Source organism: Amycolatopsis circi (assembly GCF_003385235.1).
Lineage (GTDB): Bacteria > Actinomycetota > Actinomycetes > Mycobacteriales > Pseudonocardiaceae > Amycolatopsis > Amycolatopsis circi.
In genome coordinates this window covers 1-18,012 of the sequence record NZ_PQIA01000064.1, presented here as the reverse complement: position 1 = coordinate 18,012, position 18,012 = coordinate 1, and the positions used below count along the sequence as shown (strand labels likewise).

The following is an 18,012-nucleotide window of genomic DNA, read 5'->3' as shown; positions in this document are numbered from 1 at the left end:
CCCTTCGCAGTTCGGCGGTCGGTGGTCAACGAGGCTCAGCGGCACCAGTTGTTGTCGCGCACGGCGGCAGTTCCTTTCGCGAGGGGCAGAAGTCAGCAATCAGCAGAACTCAGCGAGTCCAGTTGTTGTCACGCACAGCAATCCCCTTCCTTGTCGTCACTCGGCGAACAGCGGACTTCAGCGGTTCCAGTTGTTGTCGCGCATCGCGGGCAGCTCCCCTCCTCGATCAGCGGCCAGTGAGTCGGCAGGTTCAGCGAGTCCAGTTGTTGTCGCGCATGGCAGTTGCTCACCTCTTTCCACAGCAGTTCGTCCAGCGTTTTCGGCGGTTTCAGCGGGTCCAGTTGTTGTCACGCACCGCGACTCCTCCTTTCCGATCACCCGTCCCGATCAGCCAGCCGTCCTCAGCGGGTCCAGTTGTTGTCGCGCATCTCGCCGTCTCCTTTCCGCTTTCCTTCCGCGCCCCGGATTCCCGGTTCAGTCCCGTTCACCAGTTGTTGTCCCGCACTGTGGGCACCTCCTCTCAGCAGCGAGGACCGAAAGTCTCGACCTCGAGTCGAGACCGCGAAGAGACCTAGGTCACCGCGGAGCCGTCCAGTTGTTGTCGCGCACGGTTGTCACCTCCGTTTCAGAGTCGCGCCTTCGGCGGTTTTCGCACGTCATCGCCGGTAGGCCGGTCACCGAAAGTGGCCGTGGGGGCCCAAAGGGACCCTCGTGGATTCCCTGGTCCGGCCCGGATTCGGAGCAGGTGGCCACTACTCACAGTGGCCACCTCCCCTCGCCGGCCGTCTGGCGCTGGGCTGTCCGGGCGAAATCGCCCCGGTGCTTCCCAGAGTCCGGACGACAGGCAGCACACAACGCGCCTCGTCGTTTACCGTAGAAGCCAATCGGGTGAGGTGAAGAGTGCGCGCACGAGTTGCCGGGTGGTTCACAGGCTGGGGCCTATGGAGGTTGCCCTCTCACGTCCGCATGTATGTGCTGCTGGTGAACGTCGTGGCGGTGGGCGCGACCCTCGCCACCGCGTGGCTCGCGCCGGTGCACCAGATCGATCTAGTCCGCTTCGGCGTCCTCGCGGTGTGCGCGGCGCTGGCGATCGAGGCGACCCGGCACATTGAACGGCAGCGCGAGTACAGCCGCGCGCCCACCGTCGCGTACGTCGACACCAAGGCCGTGTGGAGCATCGCCGCCGTGGTGGCGCTTCCGGCGATCCTCGCGTCGGCGATGGTCGTGCTCACCTACGCCGTCGCCTGGTGGCGGGTCTGGCCGCGCGAACGGCCGGTTCTGCCGCACCGCTGGATTTTCTCCTGCGCGACCGTCCTGTGCGGCACGCAAGCCGCGGTCGCGGTGCTCGCGCTCGGCATGCACGAGTACCCCGGGGTGCTCGCCGGCGGCTTCGGCCCGGGGCTGCTCGACCTCGTCGTCTTCGTGCTGGCCGCCGGGCTGCGCTGGGCGATCAACACCGCGCTCGTCATGGTCGCGATCGCGCTGTCGAGCCCGCCGCGGTCGTTCGCCGACCTGTTCTCCGGTTTCGGCGACCAGCTGCTCGAAGCGGGCGCGATCGGGCTCGGTCTGGTCACCGCGGCGCTCCTGTTGCTGGCCAACCCGCTGCTCCTGGCGGGCGTCGTGATCGCGCTCGTGGCATTGCACCGCGGGCTGCTGCTCACCCAGTTCCAGCGCGACGCGCGCACCGACGTCACGACCGGCCTGGCCACCAAACGCTGGTGGCGCACGGTCGCCGAGCGCTACCTCGAACGCGCGCGGGCGAACCAGGCCAGCGTTGGCGTGCTGCTGCTCGACCTCGACCATTTCAAGGCGATCAACGACACCTACGGTCACCCCACCGGCGACCTGGTGCTGCGCGAGATCGCACTGTCGCTGCGTGACGAGGTCCGCGAGCAGGACGTGTGCGGCCGCTGGGGCGGCGAGGAGTTCGCGATCGCGCTGCCGGACATCCCGAGCGCCGAGCACCTCGGCCACATCGCCGACCGCATCCGGCGGCGGATCCCGCAGGTTGTCGTCGCGCTGCCGGATCAGGATTCGGTGATCAGCGACCTGACCGTCTCGATCGGCTGTGCCCTGTACCCGGCCGAGCATCTCGCCAGCGTCGACGACGTGCTGGTGGCCGCCGACGCCGCGCTGTACCGGGCCAAGAAGTCCGGCCGGAACCGGGTGGAGCTGGCGAGCGCTTGACCGGCTGCTCGGGCCACCGCTAGAACTCGTCGCATGGACTGGACTCTCGAGGTCGTCGTCGTGCCCGTCACCGAGGTGGACCGGGCGAAAGCGTTCTACGTCGACCAGGTCGGCTTCCACCTGGACCACGACATCAACCCCGGGCCGGGACAGCGGCTGGTGCAGCTGACGCCGCCGGGGTCGGGCTGTTCGATCGTCCTGGGCAAGGGCATGGTTCCGGACATGCCGCCAGGGTCGCTCAAGGGTCTGCAGCTGGTCGTCGCCGATGTGCGGAAGGCTCGCGAGGAGCTGGTGGAACGCGGCGTCGAGGTCGGAGAACTGCAGGTTTACGGCTCGGATCCGGGCACTGGTGCGCTCGAGGACCTCGACAACATCGGGTTCATTCACTTCGCCGATCCCGACGGCAACGGCTGGTCGGTACAGCAGATTTCCGCCCGCGCGAAGGGTTAACCCGCGACGGCGGCCAGTGCAGTCCGCAACACCCGGGCCGCCGGAGTCTCCCCCCTGGCCTCGCAGCAGAAACGCGAGGCCCGCGCGAAGGGTTAACCCGCGACGGCCGCGGCCAGTCCAGTCCGCAACACCCGCGCCGCCGGGGTCGTCGACTGGCCTCACGGCAGCACGAAATCGACGCGACGCTCGATGGCCGCGTCGGTCAGGGTTTTCGCCCAGACGGCGGACGCGCGGCGACGGGGTCGGGCATCGGGAGGTTGTTCAACCGGGCTTACGCAGCCGAATCCGCGGTACCCGCCTCCCGTGCGGGGTTCGCTCGGTGTTCTTCGTCGTGGCCTGCCTCGGGATGGGGCTCCTGTCTGTCGCGTTTGGACTTGTCGTCGGCAGTTTCGGCTCTACCGCGACGATCATCGTGGTGAGTGTCGTGCTCGCGGTTCTCGCGATCGCTGGTGCCGCACTGGTTTCGAAGCGATCTAGTCCACTAGTGCGCCGCAGCTGATGTTCACCGTGGCAGCGGTCATCGTGCGGGCTCGGTCGGACGCGACGAACGCCGCTACGGCACCGACATCGGCCAGCGTCGCGGTGCGGCCGAGCATGGTCGGCTCGGCGAGTTCCGCGGTGAGTTCCTCGGCACCGGGGAAATCGGCCGGGAGCGTTTCCGGGATGCCGCCGGTTCGGAGGGTCACTGTGCGCACGCCGTATCGGCCTAGTTCGGCGGCGAGTTGTCGGCGCATGGCTTCCAGCGCGGCGAATCCGACTTGCAGACCGCCGACCGCATGGTTGCGCACAGGATCGCCGTCGCCGCCGAAGAGGAGGACTACGCCGTTGCCTTGGCGCTTCATGTGACGTCCGGCCGCACGCATGGTGAGGAAAGTGGTGCGGACGCCGTTGATCACTGGTTGTTCGTAGTCGGCCAGCGACATCTCGACCATGGCAGTTCCCTGGACGTCGCCGTGGCTGATCACGTTCACCGAGATGTCGAGGCTGCCCGCGGCTTCGACTACCGCGTCGGCGTGCGCGTCCACGGATTTCTCGTCGAGCGCGTCGACTACCGCGACATCGGCGGTGCCACCCGCGGCGCGGATGTCGTCGGCGACGAGGTCCAGTTTCTCGCGGGTACGTCCGGCCAGGAAGACTCGCGCGCCTTCCTCGGCGAACGCTCGGGCGAACGCGCCGCCGATACCTCCGCCAGCGCCGTACACGACCGCGTTCTTGCCTTCCAGCAGCATCTTCAGGGCTCCCTTCTAGTGGCTGTCACTAGTGCGTCGGATGGGGAGCCGGAGAATCGACAGTGCCTAGGGTCGTTGTGCCCCCATCGGGTTGGGGACGGGGACTCCGCCGCGGTCGATGATCCGCCGGCTCAGCGGGGTTGCCAGGTCTAGCACGCGGTCGACGCCTGCTGGGCCTAGTGCTTCGAGCGGGTCGGCGGCTAGGCGGTCGGTGCTTTCTTCGATGGTGCGGCGGACTTCCGCGCCGGCCGGGGTCAGGCCGCCCGCGTCGATCAAACCGTGATCGAGCAGGTTTGCTGTTGCCTCGGACCATTCTTCGTCGGTCCAGCCCCGGGCGCGCTGGACTTGCTCGCGGGTGGTGGCTCCGGTGGCGATGTGGGTGAGGGTGGTTTCCAGACCGGTGAGTCCGGAGGCGACCGCGGCCAGGACGTGGCCGTCGCCTCGGTGTTCACGCAGCACGGCGGTCGCCAGCCACAGCCGGGCCAACGGCCGATCCGGACGAGGCACAGCGGACCAAGCCGCGGCGAGTGGCCGGGCATCGAATCGACAGGCGGCGACGGCTTGTTCCAGGAGCAGGACCAACTCGTCCACAGTGTCCGGCCCGAGCAATCGCGCCAACGCCGCTTCGACCGCTTCCACCCGAGTACGCAATACGTCCGCAGGAGAGGCGAAAGTCCACGCGTCCGGCAGTGCTCGCGCGACCATCCGCGGTGCGAACCCGAAGAACATCGACGTGACCGGTTCCGGGCCGATCGGACCGAGTGGCGCGGCCCGGCCCGCGAAGTAGCCCATCCACCAGCCGCGCAAGCCAACGTCCTTCGCCGCCGCGGCGGGTTCCGGGGCGAAGTAGACGACTGCGTGGAGGGGTTCTATTGCTGTCCATAGGTTTCGGGCCGGGTTCGGCTTCATGCGGCCAACTCTAAGCCCCGGGTACGACAAAAACCGCCGCACGCAAAGAAGCCCGCCGCCCCGAAAGAGGGACGGCGGGCCGAAAAACGGTAGAGCCTCAGGCGAGTTCGAGGCCGTAGGACTGCAGTTCCAGAGTCAGCGGGTAGAAGTAGCTGGTCTGGGTGTCGCCGCCGGAGAGGGTGCCGAGGCCCTTGTCCCCGTCGTACGCCGGGCCGCCCGAGTCGCCGTGGTCGGTGTGGGCGGTGGTGCCGAATTCGTGGTTCAGGACGCCCACGTCGAAGTTGACCGACTCGTCGACCGAGGTGACCTGGCCGCTGCCGCCGCCGGTGGTCTGGCCCATCTTCTCGATCTGCTCGCCGACGGTGGGGCTGCCGGCGCTGGAGATCTTCTGGCCGGTGTTGATCGCGCCGTCGCCGGTGCCGTTCGGGCGGGTCAGCAGACCGGAGTCGGCTCCGGGGCAGTCGCTCTGGACGACCTGGGCGCCGGAGACGTCGCCGCCGGACCAGGTGCCGCCTTCATTGGTGCAGTGGCCCGCGGTCAGCATGTACGGCTGGCCGCCCTTGGTCACGTTGAAGCCGAGCGAGCAGGTGAACTGGCCGTTGTTGATCGAGTCGCCGTCCGCGATGTAGGTGGACAGCTTGCCCGAGCGCTGCTCGACGCGCGCCGCGTCGCCCAGCTTCGCCGCCGCCGCGGCGACCTTGTCCTTCGTGGCCTGCGACGCCGAGTCGTAGATCTTCACCACGACCTGGTTGGTCTTGGTGTCGATGCCCCACGACGTCTGCGGCACGTTCTTCACCGTGTCCATCTGGTTCTTCGCGCCGGTGAGGGCGGTGAAGCTGTGCTTGACGAGCTTGGTCGCGAAGCCGGCTGCCTTCGCCTTCTCCTGCGCGGCGGTGTCGGTGACGTTCAGCACCGCCTTGCCGCGTTCGAGGTAGATACCGCCGTTTCCGGCGCCGAGCGTGTCGGCGACCTGCGTCGCCTGGGTGATCGCCTGTGCCTGCATCTGGGCGAACGCCATCGGGCTTGCCGAGGCGGCGTTCACGCACATGCCCGCGGTCAAGGCCGCGGCCGACAGTGCGGTGAATCCCGCGACGAGCGTCTTCCGGGAAGTCATGGATCTTCCTCCAGGTGGGCTGAAACCGACCGGTGGGACGCCCCACACTTTTGTTGCCCGGCAACCAACGCGAAACCGACGAAGGTTGGTTAATAACCAAAAAATACCGGCTAATCGGACACCACTGCGCCGTTCGGGCCACCTGGAATACCCCGAACGGCGCTGCTGACCTGCGTCAGTGGGATTTTCTCCGCAGTGCGGTGCGCGGCGGGTTCGGCGCGAAGTCCGTGAGGGGAACCCTGAGGGACTCAGATTCCCTCAGGGTTCCCCTCACGACCTCGGCATCGCGCGCCAGGCCAGCCGCGCGGCGCGAGAACCCCGCGCGCTGCTGAGCAAACCTCAGTGCTGTCCGGGCCACCGGACGTGCTCGGCGTAACCCTCGTTCTTGCGCAGATACCCGGCGATGAACGGGCACACCGGAACGATCACGCCGCCGCGCGCCACGACGTCGTCCAGCGCGGCCTTCGCCAGCACCTTGCCGAGGCCGCGGCCGCCGAACTCGTCATCGATCTCCGTGTGGGTGAAAACGGTTTCGGTGTCCTTCGGGGTGAATTCGGCGAAGCCGGCGAGCTTGCCGTCCGCATACACTTCGTAGCGGTTTTCGCTGTCGTTGCGGGACACGCGGGGTTCTTCTTCGCTCATTCCCGCATCCTCACACACCGCCGGAATCCTCGCGCCGCGCTCAGCCCGTGCTCTCCCTCGCGAGCAGCTTGTGCGGCGCGACGAATTCCTCGGCGGGGAGCCCCGGATCCTCGATGCGCGCGGCCAGCCGGGACACCGCGGTCCGCGCGATGAACGGAGTGTCCAGCGAAACGGTGCTCAACGAGGGCCGCGAATACCGGCCTTCCTCGATGTCGTCGATGCCGATGATCGCCACGTCCTCCGGGACGCGCAGACCGGCGTCGAACACCGCGCGGATCGCACCCATCGCCAGCAGGTCGGAATAGCAGAAAACGGCGTCCGGGCGCGGAGATTCGCGAAGCAGCGACGCGGTGGCCGCGTAACCGTCCGCCCGGCCGTAGTGGGCAGCCGTGGCCTGCAGCGCATTGACCGGTTCCAGGCCGTGCTCGTCGAGCGCTTTGCGGAATCCCTCGGTGCGCTGCAGCGGCGTCGCATACCTTTCCTTCGGCTGAGCGCCGATTGCCGCGATGCGAGTACGGCCGCGGTCGAGCAGGTGGGTCGTCGCGTCGTGGGCCGCGACGACGTTGTCGATCGCCACGTGGTCGAAGCGGCGGTCGAACACGTGCTCGCCGAGCAGGATCAGCGGCGACGAGCGGGCCGGGTCCACGTCGCGCAACTCGTCGCCCGTCGCGAGCGGCGCGAACAGCATGCCGTCGAACAGGTTGCGCCTGCCTCCGCCGCGCAGCAGCTGGCGTTCCCGCTCGTGGTCGTGCCCGGTCTGGTCAATCATCACCTGGAAGCCGAGGTCGGCCGCGGCGTCGATGACCTCGCGGGCGAGCTGGCTGAAGTACGGCACGTCGATCTCCGGCACCACCAGCGAGAGCAGCCCCGTTTTGCCGGTGCGCAGTGTGCGCGCGACCGGGTTCGGGATGTAGCCGAGTTCCTCGATGGCCCGCAGCACGCGCTGGCGCATCTTGTCGCTGACGTGCTCGTAACCGCTGACGACGTTCGACACCGTGCGCACCGAAACCTGTGCCCGATCCGCCACGTCCCGCAACGTCGCCGCCATGTAGCCCCCTTCGCCGGAAGTCATCCTACCTTTTGCAACGTGTGCAAGCATGTCGTACAGTTTGCCTACGTTGGCAAACCCACGGCGGGCCCCTCCCCGCACGCCGCGTTGCCGCCGTCCCGCACAAAGGAGTGCCATGAACCCCACTCTCCGACGGAGCGGACGGACAGCCCGCCTCCTCCCCCGCCGCGGCGCCGCCGTCGCCGCTACGGCCCTGCTCGTCGCCGGGCTGAGCGGCTGCGGCCCGGACATCAGCTCCGACGCCCCGGCCACGGACAACGCCGTGCTGCAAGCCCCGTCCGACGAGGCGCCCAAGGGCGAGATCACCGTCTGGGACCGCTCCGGCGACCTGTACAAGGTCTTCGATTCGGCGATCAAGAAGTTCACCGCGAAATACCCCGGCGTCACGGTCAAGCACGAGGCCGTCGACATCGCGGGCAAGCTCCAGAACACGCTGATCACCGGCACCGACGTGCCCGACGGCGTCTTCCTCGACGACGCCAAGGTCGGCGGCTACGTCAGCCACCTGTGGAATCTCAAGGACGTGCTCGCGCCCTACACCAAGGACATCGCGAAGCAGAAGGTCGACGTCAACACCGTCAACGGCGGCATCTACGGCGTGCCCTTCGACCTCGACCCCGGGTTGCTGTTCTACAACGCGAAGGCGCTCAGCTCGGCCGGGATCGACCCGAACGGCATTAAGACCTACGACGATTTGCTCGCCGCGGCGAAGAAGTACCAGCAGTTCAAGCCCGGCGCGAAGCCGATCCACCTGGAGCAGGACGCCTTCAACAGCCAGCTCCAGCTCGAGATGTTCGCCAGCCAGCTGGGCACCGGCCTCGCCGGTCCGGACGGCAAGCTGCGGCTGAATTCCCCGCAGTACCACCAGATCCTGACCTGGCTGGACACCGTGCGCAAAGAAGGGCTCGGCACTCGCGCGGAGTACCTCAAGCCCAGCGACGTCAGCGCGCTGGACTCGGCCGACGAGGTCTTCTACCCGTGGGCGATCTGGTTCGACTTCGCCCCGCAGCAGCAGTTGACCGCGACCAAGGGCGACTGGCGGGCGATGCCGTTGCCGGCGTGGACCGCGGGCGGCGCGCGCAGCGGCGCGATGGGCGGTTCGTCGTTCGTCATCCCCAAGGACGCCAAGAATCCCAAGCTGTCCTGGCTTTTCTACCGCTTCCTGATGTTCGACCAGGCGGGCTACACCGGCGTCTACGGCCCGAACGCGGTCTATCCGGGCGGCCTCAACACCTCGGTCCCCGCCTACCGTCCCGCCGCCGATCCGGCGAAACCGTTGTTCCGGCCGATCGACGCGATGGGCGGCCAGGACCTCTGGAAGACCGCCGTCGAAGCCGGCCAGGAAATCCCCGGCGGGGCGCCGATCCCGGCCTGGTGGTCCGGCGCGGTCGACTACCTCGGCACCGACCTGCAGAAAATGCTGGACGGCGCGCTCACCCCGCAACAGGTGATCGACAAGGCGGGCAAGGACATCCAGACCAACCTGATCGACCGCAAATGACCACTCGTTCCGTTTCTCCCGCAGCGAAGGTGTTCCGGGAACCGGCCGTCGAGCCGCGCACCCGGACACCGCGCCGTCGACGGCACACGCTTCCGTTGCGCCGCCTCCTCGCGCCGTATGTGTTCGTGCTGCCGTTTGTCTTGGTGTTCTTGGCTTTCAGCGTCTACCCGTTGTTCTTCACGCTGCGTCTGAGCTTCACCGACTGGCACGGATCCGGTGCCGCGCACTGGATCGGCCTCGACAACTACCGCTATCTGCTGACCAGCAGCGGATTCTGGTCGTCGCTCGGCAATTCCGGCGTGCTGTGGCTGTTGATCGTCCCGGCGCAGCTGGTGCTGGCGGTGCTCGTGGCGGTGCTGCTCAACGCGATCAAGCGGCTGCGCGGGTTCTACCGGGTGGCGTTCGTCGTGCCGTTCGTGACGCCGCTGGTCGCGGTCGCGCAGATCTGGATCGTGCTGTTCGACCAGAACAACGGCGCGGTGAACGCGATGCTCGGCGCGGTCGGCCTCCCGCCGGTCGGCTGGCTCGTGACGAGCGGGTGGGCGAAGCCGACGCTCGCGTTGCTGTTCCTCTGGAAGACCACCGGGTTCGTGATCCTGATCGTCCTTTCTGGACTCCAGCAGATCGACCGCGGCCTTTACGAGGCGGCCTCGCTCGACGGCGCGGGCCGGATGCGGCAGCTGTGGTCGATCACCGTTCCGCTGCTGCGCCGCTCGCTGATGTTCAGCCTCGTTTTGCAGACGCTGGCGGTGTTCCAGATGTTCGCCGAGCCGTATGTGGTGACGAAAGGCGGGCCGTACAACTCGACCACCACGGCCGGGCTCTACCTCTACAACCACATCACCCGCGCGGATCTCGGCACCGGGGCGGCGAACTCGTTCCTGCTGGTGATCGTCGTGATGGCGGTGTCGTTGCTTTTCGTCCGGCTGCTCCGAGCGGAGGATTGAGATGACCGCACTCGGCGTCCGTGAACGACGGGCCCGGCCGCTGCTCGGCTCGCACGCGTTCCTGCTCGTGCTGACCGTCGCCCTGCTCGCGCCGGTGGCGTGGGCGATCCTGTCGTCGTTCAAACCGGCGGGCGAGATCATCCGGAATCCGCTCGCGTTCGACCCGGCGACCTTCACCCTCGCCAATTTCCGCGGGATGTTCCAGGACGTCCCGATCGGCAGCGGGTTCCTCAACACCGGCATCGTGCTCGTGGCGAAGGGCGCGATCACGATGTTCTGCGCGCCGCTGGCGGCCTACGCGTTCGCGAAATACCGTTTCGCGGGCCGGAACCTGATCTTCGGCGCGGTGCTGCTCACTCTGATGCTGCCGACGATCGTGCTCGTCATCCCGCTGCTGCTGGAGATGAAGGAACTCGGCTGGGTCAACACCTACCAGGCGCTGATCCTGCCCGGTTCGGTCGACGCGTTCGCGATCTTCTGGATGCGCCAGGTGATCGCGGCGGTGCCGGACGAACTGCTCGACGCCGCCCGCGTCGACGGCTGCGGCGAGTTCGGCATCTTCCGGCGCGTGGTGGTCCCGGCGATCCGGCCGGGTCTCGCCGGGCTCGGCGTGCTGACGATCATGAACATCTACAACGATTTCGTCTGGCCGGTCGTCGCGGCCAGTTCCAGCCGGATGGCCACTCTCCAGGTGGTTCTTTCGACGCTCGCCCAGAACATCTCGGGCAACCGGGTGGGGTCCGATTACGCGACCATCACCGGCGAACTGCTCGCCGCCGCGTCGATCGCGCTCGTCCCGCTGCTGATCCTGTTCATCGTGCTGCAGAAGCACTTCATCAACGGCATCCTCGCCGGAAGCGTAAAGGGCTGACACATGACGATTGCCGAGAACGCCGCCGCTCCGATCGCTGGGGAGGCGGTCCCGCGGCCGGGGTATCCGCGTCCCGACCGGGACCGGTCCACGAGATGGCTGAGCCTCAACGGCCGCTGGCGGTTCGCCGCAGCCGACGGTGCGCCCGAGTCGATCACTGTGCCGTTCGCTTGGGAGACCGCGGCTTCCGGCGTGCATCGCACCTGGCTGGAACACGCGGTCTACACGCGAACGGTCACGGTTCCGGCGGAGTGGACAGGACGCCGGGTGGCGCTGTGCTTCGGCGCGGTGCATCACCGGGCGGTCGTCTCGATCAACGGGACGCCCCTCGGTTCACACGTCGGCGGACACAGCTCGTTCGAGTTCGACGTCACGGACGTGCTGGAGCCAGGCCAATCCGCCGAGTTGACCGTTGAGGTCGATGCGCCCGCGGACAAACGCGAAATCCCGCACGGCAAACAGCGCTCGATCCCGCGAGACGACTACGACGGCGTCTCCTTTACGCCGACGTCCGGAATCTGGCAGAGCGTCTGGCTAGAGGCACGCGGACGCACCTACGCCGCCGAGGTTTCCGTGCGCGGGGATTCGCTGACCGGCTTCGACATCGCGGGCGAACTTGCTGGGGACGCTCCGGACAGCGCCGCCGTGATTGCGCTCCTGGAGGGCCGCGAGACCGTCCTTTCGGTGCGGGACGGGCGGTTCTCCGGTCGCCTGGAGGTTCCGTCGCCGCAAGTGTGGAGCCCGGAATCGCCGCACCTGTACTCCATCGCGCTGACCGTCGGCGAAGGCGATTACGCCGACCGGCTGACCGTGACCGGTGGGCTTCGCCGGATCGAAACGCGCGGCGAAGCGTTGTATCTCAACGGAGAACGGCTGTATGTGCGCGGCGTGCTCGACCAGGGTTACTGGCCCGAGTCCGGGCTCACCGCACCGGACGACGAAGCGCTGGTCCACGACCTCGAACTCGCGCGGGAACTCGGTTTTTCGCTGGTGCGCAAGCATCTCAAGGCAGAGGAACCGCGATGGCTCGACCACGCCGACCGGATCGGGATGCTGATCTGGGCCGAACCGCCCGCTCCGAGCCGGTTCAGCCCGGCCGCCGCGGCGGCCTTTGAGGCGCAACTGCCGGACCTGGTCCGGCGCGACGGCAACCATCCGTCGATCGTGATCTGGGGTCTGTACAACGAAGAATGGGGCCTGGACTGGGACATCCCGGGCAGCCCGGAGCGCGCCGCCGCGGCCGTGCGCGCCTACGACCTCATGCGCTCGCTCGACGACACCCGGCCGATCGTGGAGAACTCCGGCTGGGCGCACGTGAAGACCGACCTGGTCGACTGGCACTACTACGACGAGAATCCGCGCAACTGGGCGGAAAACCTCGCCGCGCTCGCGTCCGGCGAGCGGGAGTCGTTCGAGGTCAAGCTCCGGCCGGATTTCCTGGTCGACAAATCGTTCTATGGTTCCGCCGATTTCCCGCGCTCCGGCGTGCCGGTGCTGAACAGCGAGTACGGCGCGGGGTTCACCAGCCTGGAGCGGGCGTGGCACGTACGCTGGCAGACCCAGGAAATCCGCAGGCACGACCGGTTTTCCGGCTATATCTACACCGAACTGACCGACGTGGAACACGAAATGGCGGGCCTGCTGGACACGCACCGGCGGCCGAAGGACTGGGGCGGGCTCAACCCGGCCGACGCCTTCGCGGCGACCACCCTGGTCGTCGACCTCGTGCCCGCGCACGCGGGTGCCGACCTGCCGGTCCCGACGGAACCGTTGACCCTCGACGTGCACGTCTCGCACACCGGCCAGGAGCCGATCGCGGGAACTCTGCACGCCGGATGGGGCGCGTCAGGTTCGCGCAATCTGCCTCCGGCCTCGGCTTCCCTTGCCGCGCAAGCGAAACCGTTCCGGCTCAGCGACGCGTTCCCGCTGACCGTCCCGGCTCCGGGCGGTCCGGCGCGACTGCACCTGTGGCTGGAAACGGACGGCAAGGTGACCGCCCGGACCTTTGTGGACGCGGCGGTCGTCGAGGAATTGAACCGGCGGGGTGCGCGAGACTGATCCGTTAAGGGGAAAGGGCGGCCAGCTGAGCTGGCCGCCCTTTCTCATCAGGCTGGGACGTGCCAGACCTGAGTGAACAAGCCGTTGCAGTCATAGATCTGCAACTGCGTGCCGTCCGCGGTCTGGGCCTGCGGATCGTCAAGGCACCGGCCGGACTGCGGGTTGTAGATCGACCCGTCCGCCCTTGCCTGCCATTGCTGCGCAGGCGTACCGAGACAGTCGCGAAGCTCCACTTTGGACGAATTCGCGGTGCCGCCGCCGACGATGTTCAGGCACTTGTCGAAAGCCCGGATCGTGCCGTCGGTTTCCAGCGACCACTGCTGACCGGTCGCGATACCGCAGGTGTAGAGCTGCACCGCGTTGCCGTTGACCGACGTGTTGGTGTTGACGTCAACGCACTTGCCGGTGGTGCCGGGACCGGTGATCTGGCCCTGTGCGTTCGGCAAGGTCGCCGTGCCGAAGTCCGTTTCGCATTTGCCGGTGGACAAATGCGTGCCCGCGAGCATCAGGAAGGTGTTGCCCGACAGCGCGCCGAGCAGCGGCGAACTGTACCCGGCGCAGGCGGTCTCGCCCGCGTCGTAACCGCCGGTCGGCGCGGTGGTCACCGGTGTGGTGATCTCTTGCCAGGCACCGGATCCGAGGTTCCGGTTCACGAAGAGCACGTGCCCGTCCTCCGGCTGGACCGCCAGCGAGCCGTCCGTGCCCGCGACGACGCGCTGTCCGGACGCGACGAGAGTCCCGTTAGCGCCGCCCGCCGGCGACCAGGTCAGGTACGGCGTGTGCAGCAGGAACCGGTGGTCGGCGGTCTCGATCCGGGTGCCGAGGCTGCCGGGATTCCACGCTTCGGCGTCCGGGGACGTCTTGAGGTAGACGTCGCAAGCCTGGTCCGGATCGAAGCCGGCTTTGCAGTCCTCGTAGGTCATCGCGTAGGTGCCGTTGGGCAACGGGACGACGGTGGCCATCCCGGGCCGCTCGACGCCGTTCTGCACCGCGACGTCGTAGACCTCGTTGCCCCACGTCAGGCCTCCGTCGGTGGAGACCGCGTGGGCGAGGACCTGGGCGTAGTTGTTCACCGACGGGCGTTCGTCGGAGAAGTAGCAGATGAGCCCGTGGTCGGTGGTGGCGAACTCCGGTTCCCAGATGCCGTGGCCGATCGTGTTGGCCATCCCGGACTCGGCCGCGCACGAACTGCGGTAAGTCCAGCTCGCGCCCTGGTTGGTGGACACGAAGACCTCGACCGCCTGCTGCGTGTAGTCGCCGTGGTTCCAGGCAGTGCCCGCGGCGAGCAGCGTGCCGGCCGGGAGCGATCCTTCGGCGCGCGGCAGTTCGTACAGCGTCGGACCGTCGAGATCCCAGCCGTGCTGGGTGTCGGTGACTGTGCTGATCGGCGAGGACGTCCAGGTGACGCCGTTGTCGGTCGAGCGGTAGACCGGGAAGTTCGCCTTCCCGACACCGGTGCCGGAGTGCGAGAAAGTGGACAGCAGGGTGCCGTTCGCACTGCCGTTGTGCGCGAGGCGGATGACGCGCGGATAGCTCGCGTCCTCAGTGGAACCACTGGCGGTGCTGGGCCGGTAAAGCACTCCGCCGGAGGTGGTGGCCGCGGTGGCGGTGCCCGCCGGAAACGCGGCCGTGAGCGCGGCGCCGAGCACGACAGCGGCGACCAGCGCGCCTCGCCGTCTCGGCCGGGAAGGGGAAGTGAGGGGACCAGGCGACATGAGCGTCACTCCTAGGACGGGACGGCGCCACAACCTCCTGGCGACCCCTCCCGCGCACCACACCGCTGGGCTTCTCGAAGAGGTGACCGTCCCGGATCCGGCCGCTTTGCCATCGTGTGAAAAACCGAGAATACTCCAATTTGCACACGTTGCAAGAAACTGTCCGGCGGACAACTACCGCTGCCGCCCGCACCCGGATGTCGGCTCGCGGTCCACCGACGAGCGACGCGACAGCACGCAGCGGCGACCCCGCGACGGGCCGCGCTGGGCCGCCCGGGCGATCCCCCGCGACGGCGGAGTGGCAGGGCTTCCGCCGCGCCGGTCGGGTCTGTTTGCCTCGTGGAGTCGGTACCCCGCGACGAGGGAGCACGCGTGCAGCCGTTCGTCCTGCCCGAGTTCTATCTGTCCTATCCGGCCCGGCTGAACCCGCACCTCGACGAGGCACGGAAGCACAGCAAGGCGTGGGCATACTCGATGGACATGATCGACGTGCCCCAGCACGGCACCGTCATCTGGAACGAACACGACCTCGACTCCCACGACTACGCCCTGCTGTGCTCCTACACCCACCCCGACGCCGCCCCGCGGGAACTGGACCTCGTCACCGACTGGTACGTCTGGGTCTTCTACTTCGACGACCATTTCCTGGAACTCTTCAAACGCACCGGCGACATCGAGCACGCCCGCGCGTACCTAGACCGCATCGCCCGCTTCATGCCCGCCGAAGGTGCGATCACCGAAACCCCGGAAAATCCGGTAGAACGCGGCCTGACCGACCTGTGGAACCGCACCGTGCCACACCGCTCAGCAGCTTGGCGGCGACGCTTCCGTGAAAGCACCCGCAACCTGCTCGACGAATCGCTGTGGGAACTCGCCAACATGAACGAGGGCCGCGTCGCGAACCCGATCGAATACGTCGCGATGCGGCGCAAAGTCGGCGGCGCACCGTGGTCGGCCAACCTGATCGAACATTCTTTGAATGCCGAAGTCCCAGACGAAATCGCGGCTAAGCGCCCGATGGAAGTCCTGCGCGACTGCTTCGCCGACGCCGTACACCTACGCAACGACCTGTTCTCCTACCAGCGCGAAGTCGAAGACGAGGGCGAACTGTCCAACAGCGTCCTGGTCTTCGAAAAGTTCCTAGGCTGCACCACCCAAGAGGCCGCCGACGCGGTAAACGACCTCCTGACCTCGCGCCTGCACCAATTCGAACACACCGCACTGACCGAAATCCCCGCCCTCTCCGACGAACACGGCGTACCACCCGCCGGACGAGCCGAAACGTTCGCCTACGTCAAAGGCTTGCAAGACTGGCAATCCGGCGGACACGAATGGCATCTGCGCTCAAGCCGCTACATGAACGAAGGCGCCCTAGCCGCCCACGGCGGCCCAGAGTTGCTAGGCGGCCCGTCCGGACTAGGCACCTCCGCTGCCCGGATCTTCCGCTCCGTCGCCGCCACCGCACCCCAACGCACGCGGGCCTTCACCCACCAGCCCTACGAGCAACTGGGCCCAGTCCCCCTGCCCGCCCTGCCTTTGCCGTTCCCTCTGCGCTTAAGCCCGCACCTAGCCGCCGAACGCAAGAAAATCGCCGATTGGCCGCAACGAATGGGCTTGCTGTCCGAACAAGTCTGGGACGCCACCCGCCTGCGCGCCTCCGACGTACCGCTGGCCGCCGCGGGCATCTGCCCCGACGCATCCGAGGAACAACTGTCCCTCACCATCGACTGGCTAACCTGGGGCACCTACGCCGACGACTACTACCCGGAAGTCTTCGCCAACGACCTGCCAGCAGCCAAACTGGCCACCGAACGACTCAAACTCTTCATGCCCACCGACGGCGCCCCTCCGCCACCACCGCTGACCGCACTGGAAACCGGCCTGGCAGACCTGTGGCAACGCACCACCGGCCCGCTGAGCGCCACCGACCGCGAAGCCTTCCGCTGCACGGTCGAGACCATGCTCGACGCCTGGGTGTGGGAACTGGCCAACCAAGCCCAAAACCGCATCTCCGACCCGATCGATTACGTCGAAATGCGCCGCCGCACCTTCGGTTCCGACCTGGTGACAAGCATCAGCCGGCTCACCAACAGCCGCACCGTGCCCCCGGAAATCCACCGGAACCGAGTCATCGAAGCACTGGAAGATTCGGCTGCCGACTACGCCTGGCTGATCAACGATTTGTTCTCCTACCGCAAGGAAATAGAATACGAAGGCGGCTTGCACAATGCCGTGCTGGTAGTACGATCTTTCCTGGACGTAGAACAAGATCAAGCCCTGCGCATAGTCGCCAACCTGGCAGAAGCAAGACTGACCGAATTCCGACACGCGGTCGACGTCGGACTGCCGGGCCTGTTCGCCGACTACAGCCTGGACGCGGCGGCTCAGGACACTCTCACCGATTACGCGGACCTGCTGAAGAACCTGATGACCGGGATCGCGAACTGGCACCACGAATCCGCCCGGTACACAGACGAAGAACTGGACCGAGTCCGAGACGCACGCTTCCCCGCAGAAGCACCCTCCGAGCCGAGCGACGCCACGAAACCACCTGCCGCCCGCCAAGCCCTGCTGCATCCAGGCTGCACCGGCACCCCTCCCGTCGCGATCGGCGCAGAACCGCGCCAACACCCCAGCGGCCCGACCGGCCTAGGCACCAAATCCCTGCGCATCCCCAGCACCACCCCCCTCTAACGCCGTGAGGGGAACCCTCACAGACCCAGAGTCCCGCAGGGTTCCCCTCACGACCCGCACCAGTCCAATGCCAGGGACTTAAGCGGCGTGGCCTCAGCCCACCTACCGTCCACAAAGGACGTCACTTCCGCCGAAACGCCCGACCTAGGCCCACCTAGCCGCTTCCGCGCGTCCGTGAGGGGAACCCTGAGGGACTCAGAGTCCCTCAGGGTTCCCCTCACGGACAGCAAACCCCGCGCCCGCCTCGCCAACCCCGACGACCAGGACAGGCACACTTCGAACCGCACCCACGGCGCCGCCTTAAGTCCCTGGCATTGCCCCGCACCAGTCCGTGAGGGACCCCTTGAGGGAATCTGATTCCCGCAAGGAGCCCTTCACGGCTTTCTGGCGGCGGCGATAGTCCGTGAGGGGCCCCTTCACGGCCTCAGATTCCCTCAAGGAGCCCTTCACGGACCACCCACCCACACCAACCGGCAGCGACGCACCCAACGAGCGAGGCACCCAGCCCCTCCCCGCACCCCGATACGAAGCCTCCCTGCGGTTCGGGGGTGCTTGTCAAGGCATCTTTCCCGCCTTGACAAGCACCCCCGAACCCTCAGCACAAACAACCTTTGGGGCTGTTCCTT

General features: G+C 67.4%; 14 protein-coding genes. 8 read left to right on the top strand and 6 right to left on the bottom strand.

Annotation, left to right across the window (positions count from 1 at the left end; translation table 11 throughout):
• Positions 1-966 precede the first annotated feature (966 nt).
• From D0D37_RS25280 to D0D37_RS46825, 3 genes are all read left to right on the top strand, one after another.
• On the top strand, positions 967-2,187 hold the full coding sequence (locus D0D37_RS25280; protein WP_116203056.1) for a GGDEF domain-containing protein: 1,221 nt from the start codon (positions 967-969) through the stop codon (positions 2,185-2,187).
• 33 nt (positions 2,188-2,220) lie between these two features.
• Positions 2,221-2,637, top strand: coding sequence for a VOC family protein (locus D0D37_RS25275; RefSeq protein ID WP_116203055.1), 417 nt, complete (start codon positions 2,221-2,223; stop codon positions 2,635-2,637).
• A gap of 319 nt (positions 2,638-2,956) precedes the next feature.
• Positions 2,957-3,136: a hypothetical protein gene (locus D0D37_RS46825; protein ID WP_162834463.1), complete on the top strand. Its 180-nt coding sequence runs from the start codon at positions 2,957-2,959 to the stop codon at positions 3,134-3,136.
• On the opposite strand, the gene D0D37_RS25270 is transcribed toward D0D37_RS46825, so the two are convergent.
• The 5 genes from D0D37_RS25270 to D0D37_RS25250 form a co-directional block, all read right to left on the bottom strand.
• Positions 3,111-3,866 (bottom strand): SDR family NAD(P)-dependent oxidoreductase, encoded by a 756-nt coding sequence (locus D0D37_RS25270; protein ID WP_116203054.1) that lies wholly within the window; start codon positions 3,864-3,866, stop codon positions 3,111-3,113. The two genes, D0D37_RS46825 and D0D37_RS25270, sit on opposite strands and share 26 nt — an antisense overlap.
• Positions 3,867-3,932: 66 nt before the next feature.
• The gene (locus D0D37_RS25265) at positions 3,933-4,775 is read right to left on the bottom strand and encodes an SCO6745 family protein (RefSeq protein ID WP_116203053.1); all 843 of its coding nucleotides are present in this window, start codon (positions 4,773-4,775) and stop codon (positions 3,933-3,935) included.
• A gap of 97 nt (positions 4,776-4,872) precedes the next feature.
• On the bottom strand, positions 4,873-5,889 hold the full coding sequence (locus D0D37_RS25260; RefSeq protein WP_116203052.1) for a S1 family peptidase: 1,017 nt from the start codon (positions 5,887-5,889) through the stop codon (positions 4,873-4,875).
• A gap of 339 nt (positions 5,890-6,228) precedes the next feature.
• Positions 6,229-6,531, bottom strand: a complete 303-nt coding sequence (locus tag D0D37_RS25255) for a GNAT family N-acetyltransferase (RefSeq protein ID WP_116203051.1) — start codon at positions 6,529-6,531, stop codon at positions 6,229-6,231.
• Positions 6,532-6,571: 40 nt separating this feature from the next.
• Positions 6,572-7,603, bottom strand: coding sequence for a LacI family DNA-binding transcriptional regulator (locus tag D0D37_RS25250; protein ID WP_244223667.1), 1,032 nt, complete (start codon positions 7,601-7,603; stop codon positions 6,572-6,574).
• 112 nt (positions 7,604-7,715) lie between these two features.
• On the opposite strand from D0D37_RS25250, the gene D0D37_RS25245 reads away from it, so the two are divergent.
• Genes D0D37_RS25245 through D0D37_RS25230 form a run of 4 tightly spaced genes read left to right on the top strand, consistent with a single transcriptional unit; the run spans position 7,716 to position 12,977 of the window.
• Entirely contained in the window at positions 7,716-9,101 is a 1,386-nt protein-coding gene (locus D0D37_RS25245; protein WP_116203050.1) for an ABC transporter substrate-binding protein, read from the top strand.
• Positions 9,098-10,048 (top strand): carbohydrate ABC transporter permease, encoded by a 951-nt coding sequence (locus D0D37_RS25240; RefSeq protein WP_116203049.1) that lies wholly within the window; start codon positions 9,098-9,100, stop codon positions 10,046-10,048. Before D0D37_RS25245 ends, D0D37_RS25240 begins: the two co-directional genes overlap by 4 nt.
• 1 nt (position 10,049) lies before the next feature.
• Positions 10,050-10,919 (top strand): carbohydrate ABC transporter permease, encoded by an 870-nt coding sequence (locus tag D0D37_RS25235; protein ID WP_116203048.1) that lies wholly within the window; start codon positions 10,050-10,052, stop codon positions 10,917-10,919.
• A 3-nt stretch (positions 10,920-10,922) separates the two neighbouring features.
• Entirely contained in the window at positions 10,923-12,977 is a 2,055-nt protein-coding gene (locus tag D0D37_RS25230; protein WP_116203047.1) for a glycoside hydrolase family 2 protein, read from the top strand.
• A 47-nt stretch (positions 12,978-13,024) separates the two neighbouring features.
• Here the strand turns inward: D0D37_RS25230 and D0D37_RS25225 are convergent, their stop codons facing one another.
• A complete protein-coding gene (locus D0D37_RS25225; protein ID WP_167493570.1) occupies positions 13,025-14,692 on the bottom strand; it encodes a sialidase family protein in 1,668 nt (555 codons plus the stop codon).
• Positions 14,693-15,064: 372 nt separating this feature from the next.
• Here D0D37_RS25225 and D0D37_RS25220 point away from each other — a divergent pair, with 372 nt between their 5' ends.
• A complete protein-coding gene (locus D0D37_RS25220) occupies positions 15,065-17,386 on the top strand; it encodes a terpene synthase family protein (RefSeq protein WP_244223666.1) in 2,322 nt (773 codons plus the stop codon).
• The last annotated feature ends 626 nt before the right edge of the window (positions 17,387-18,012 follow it).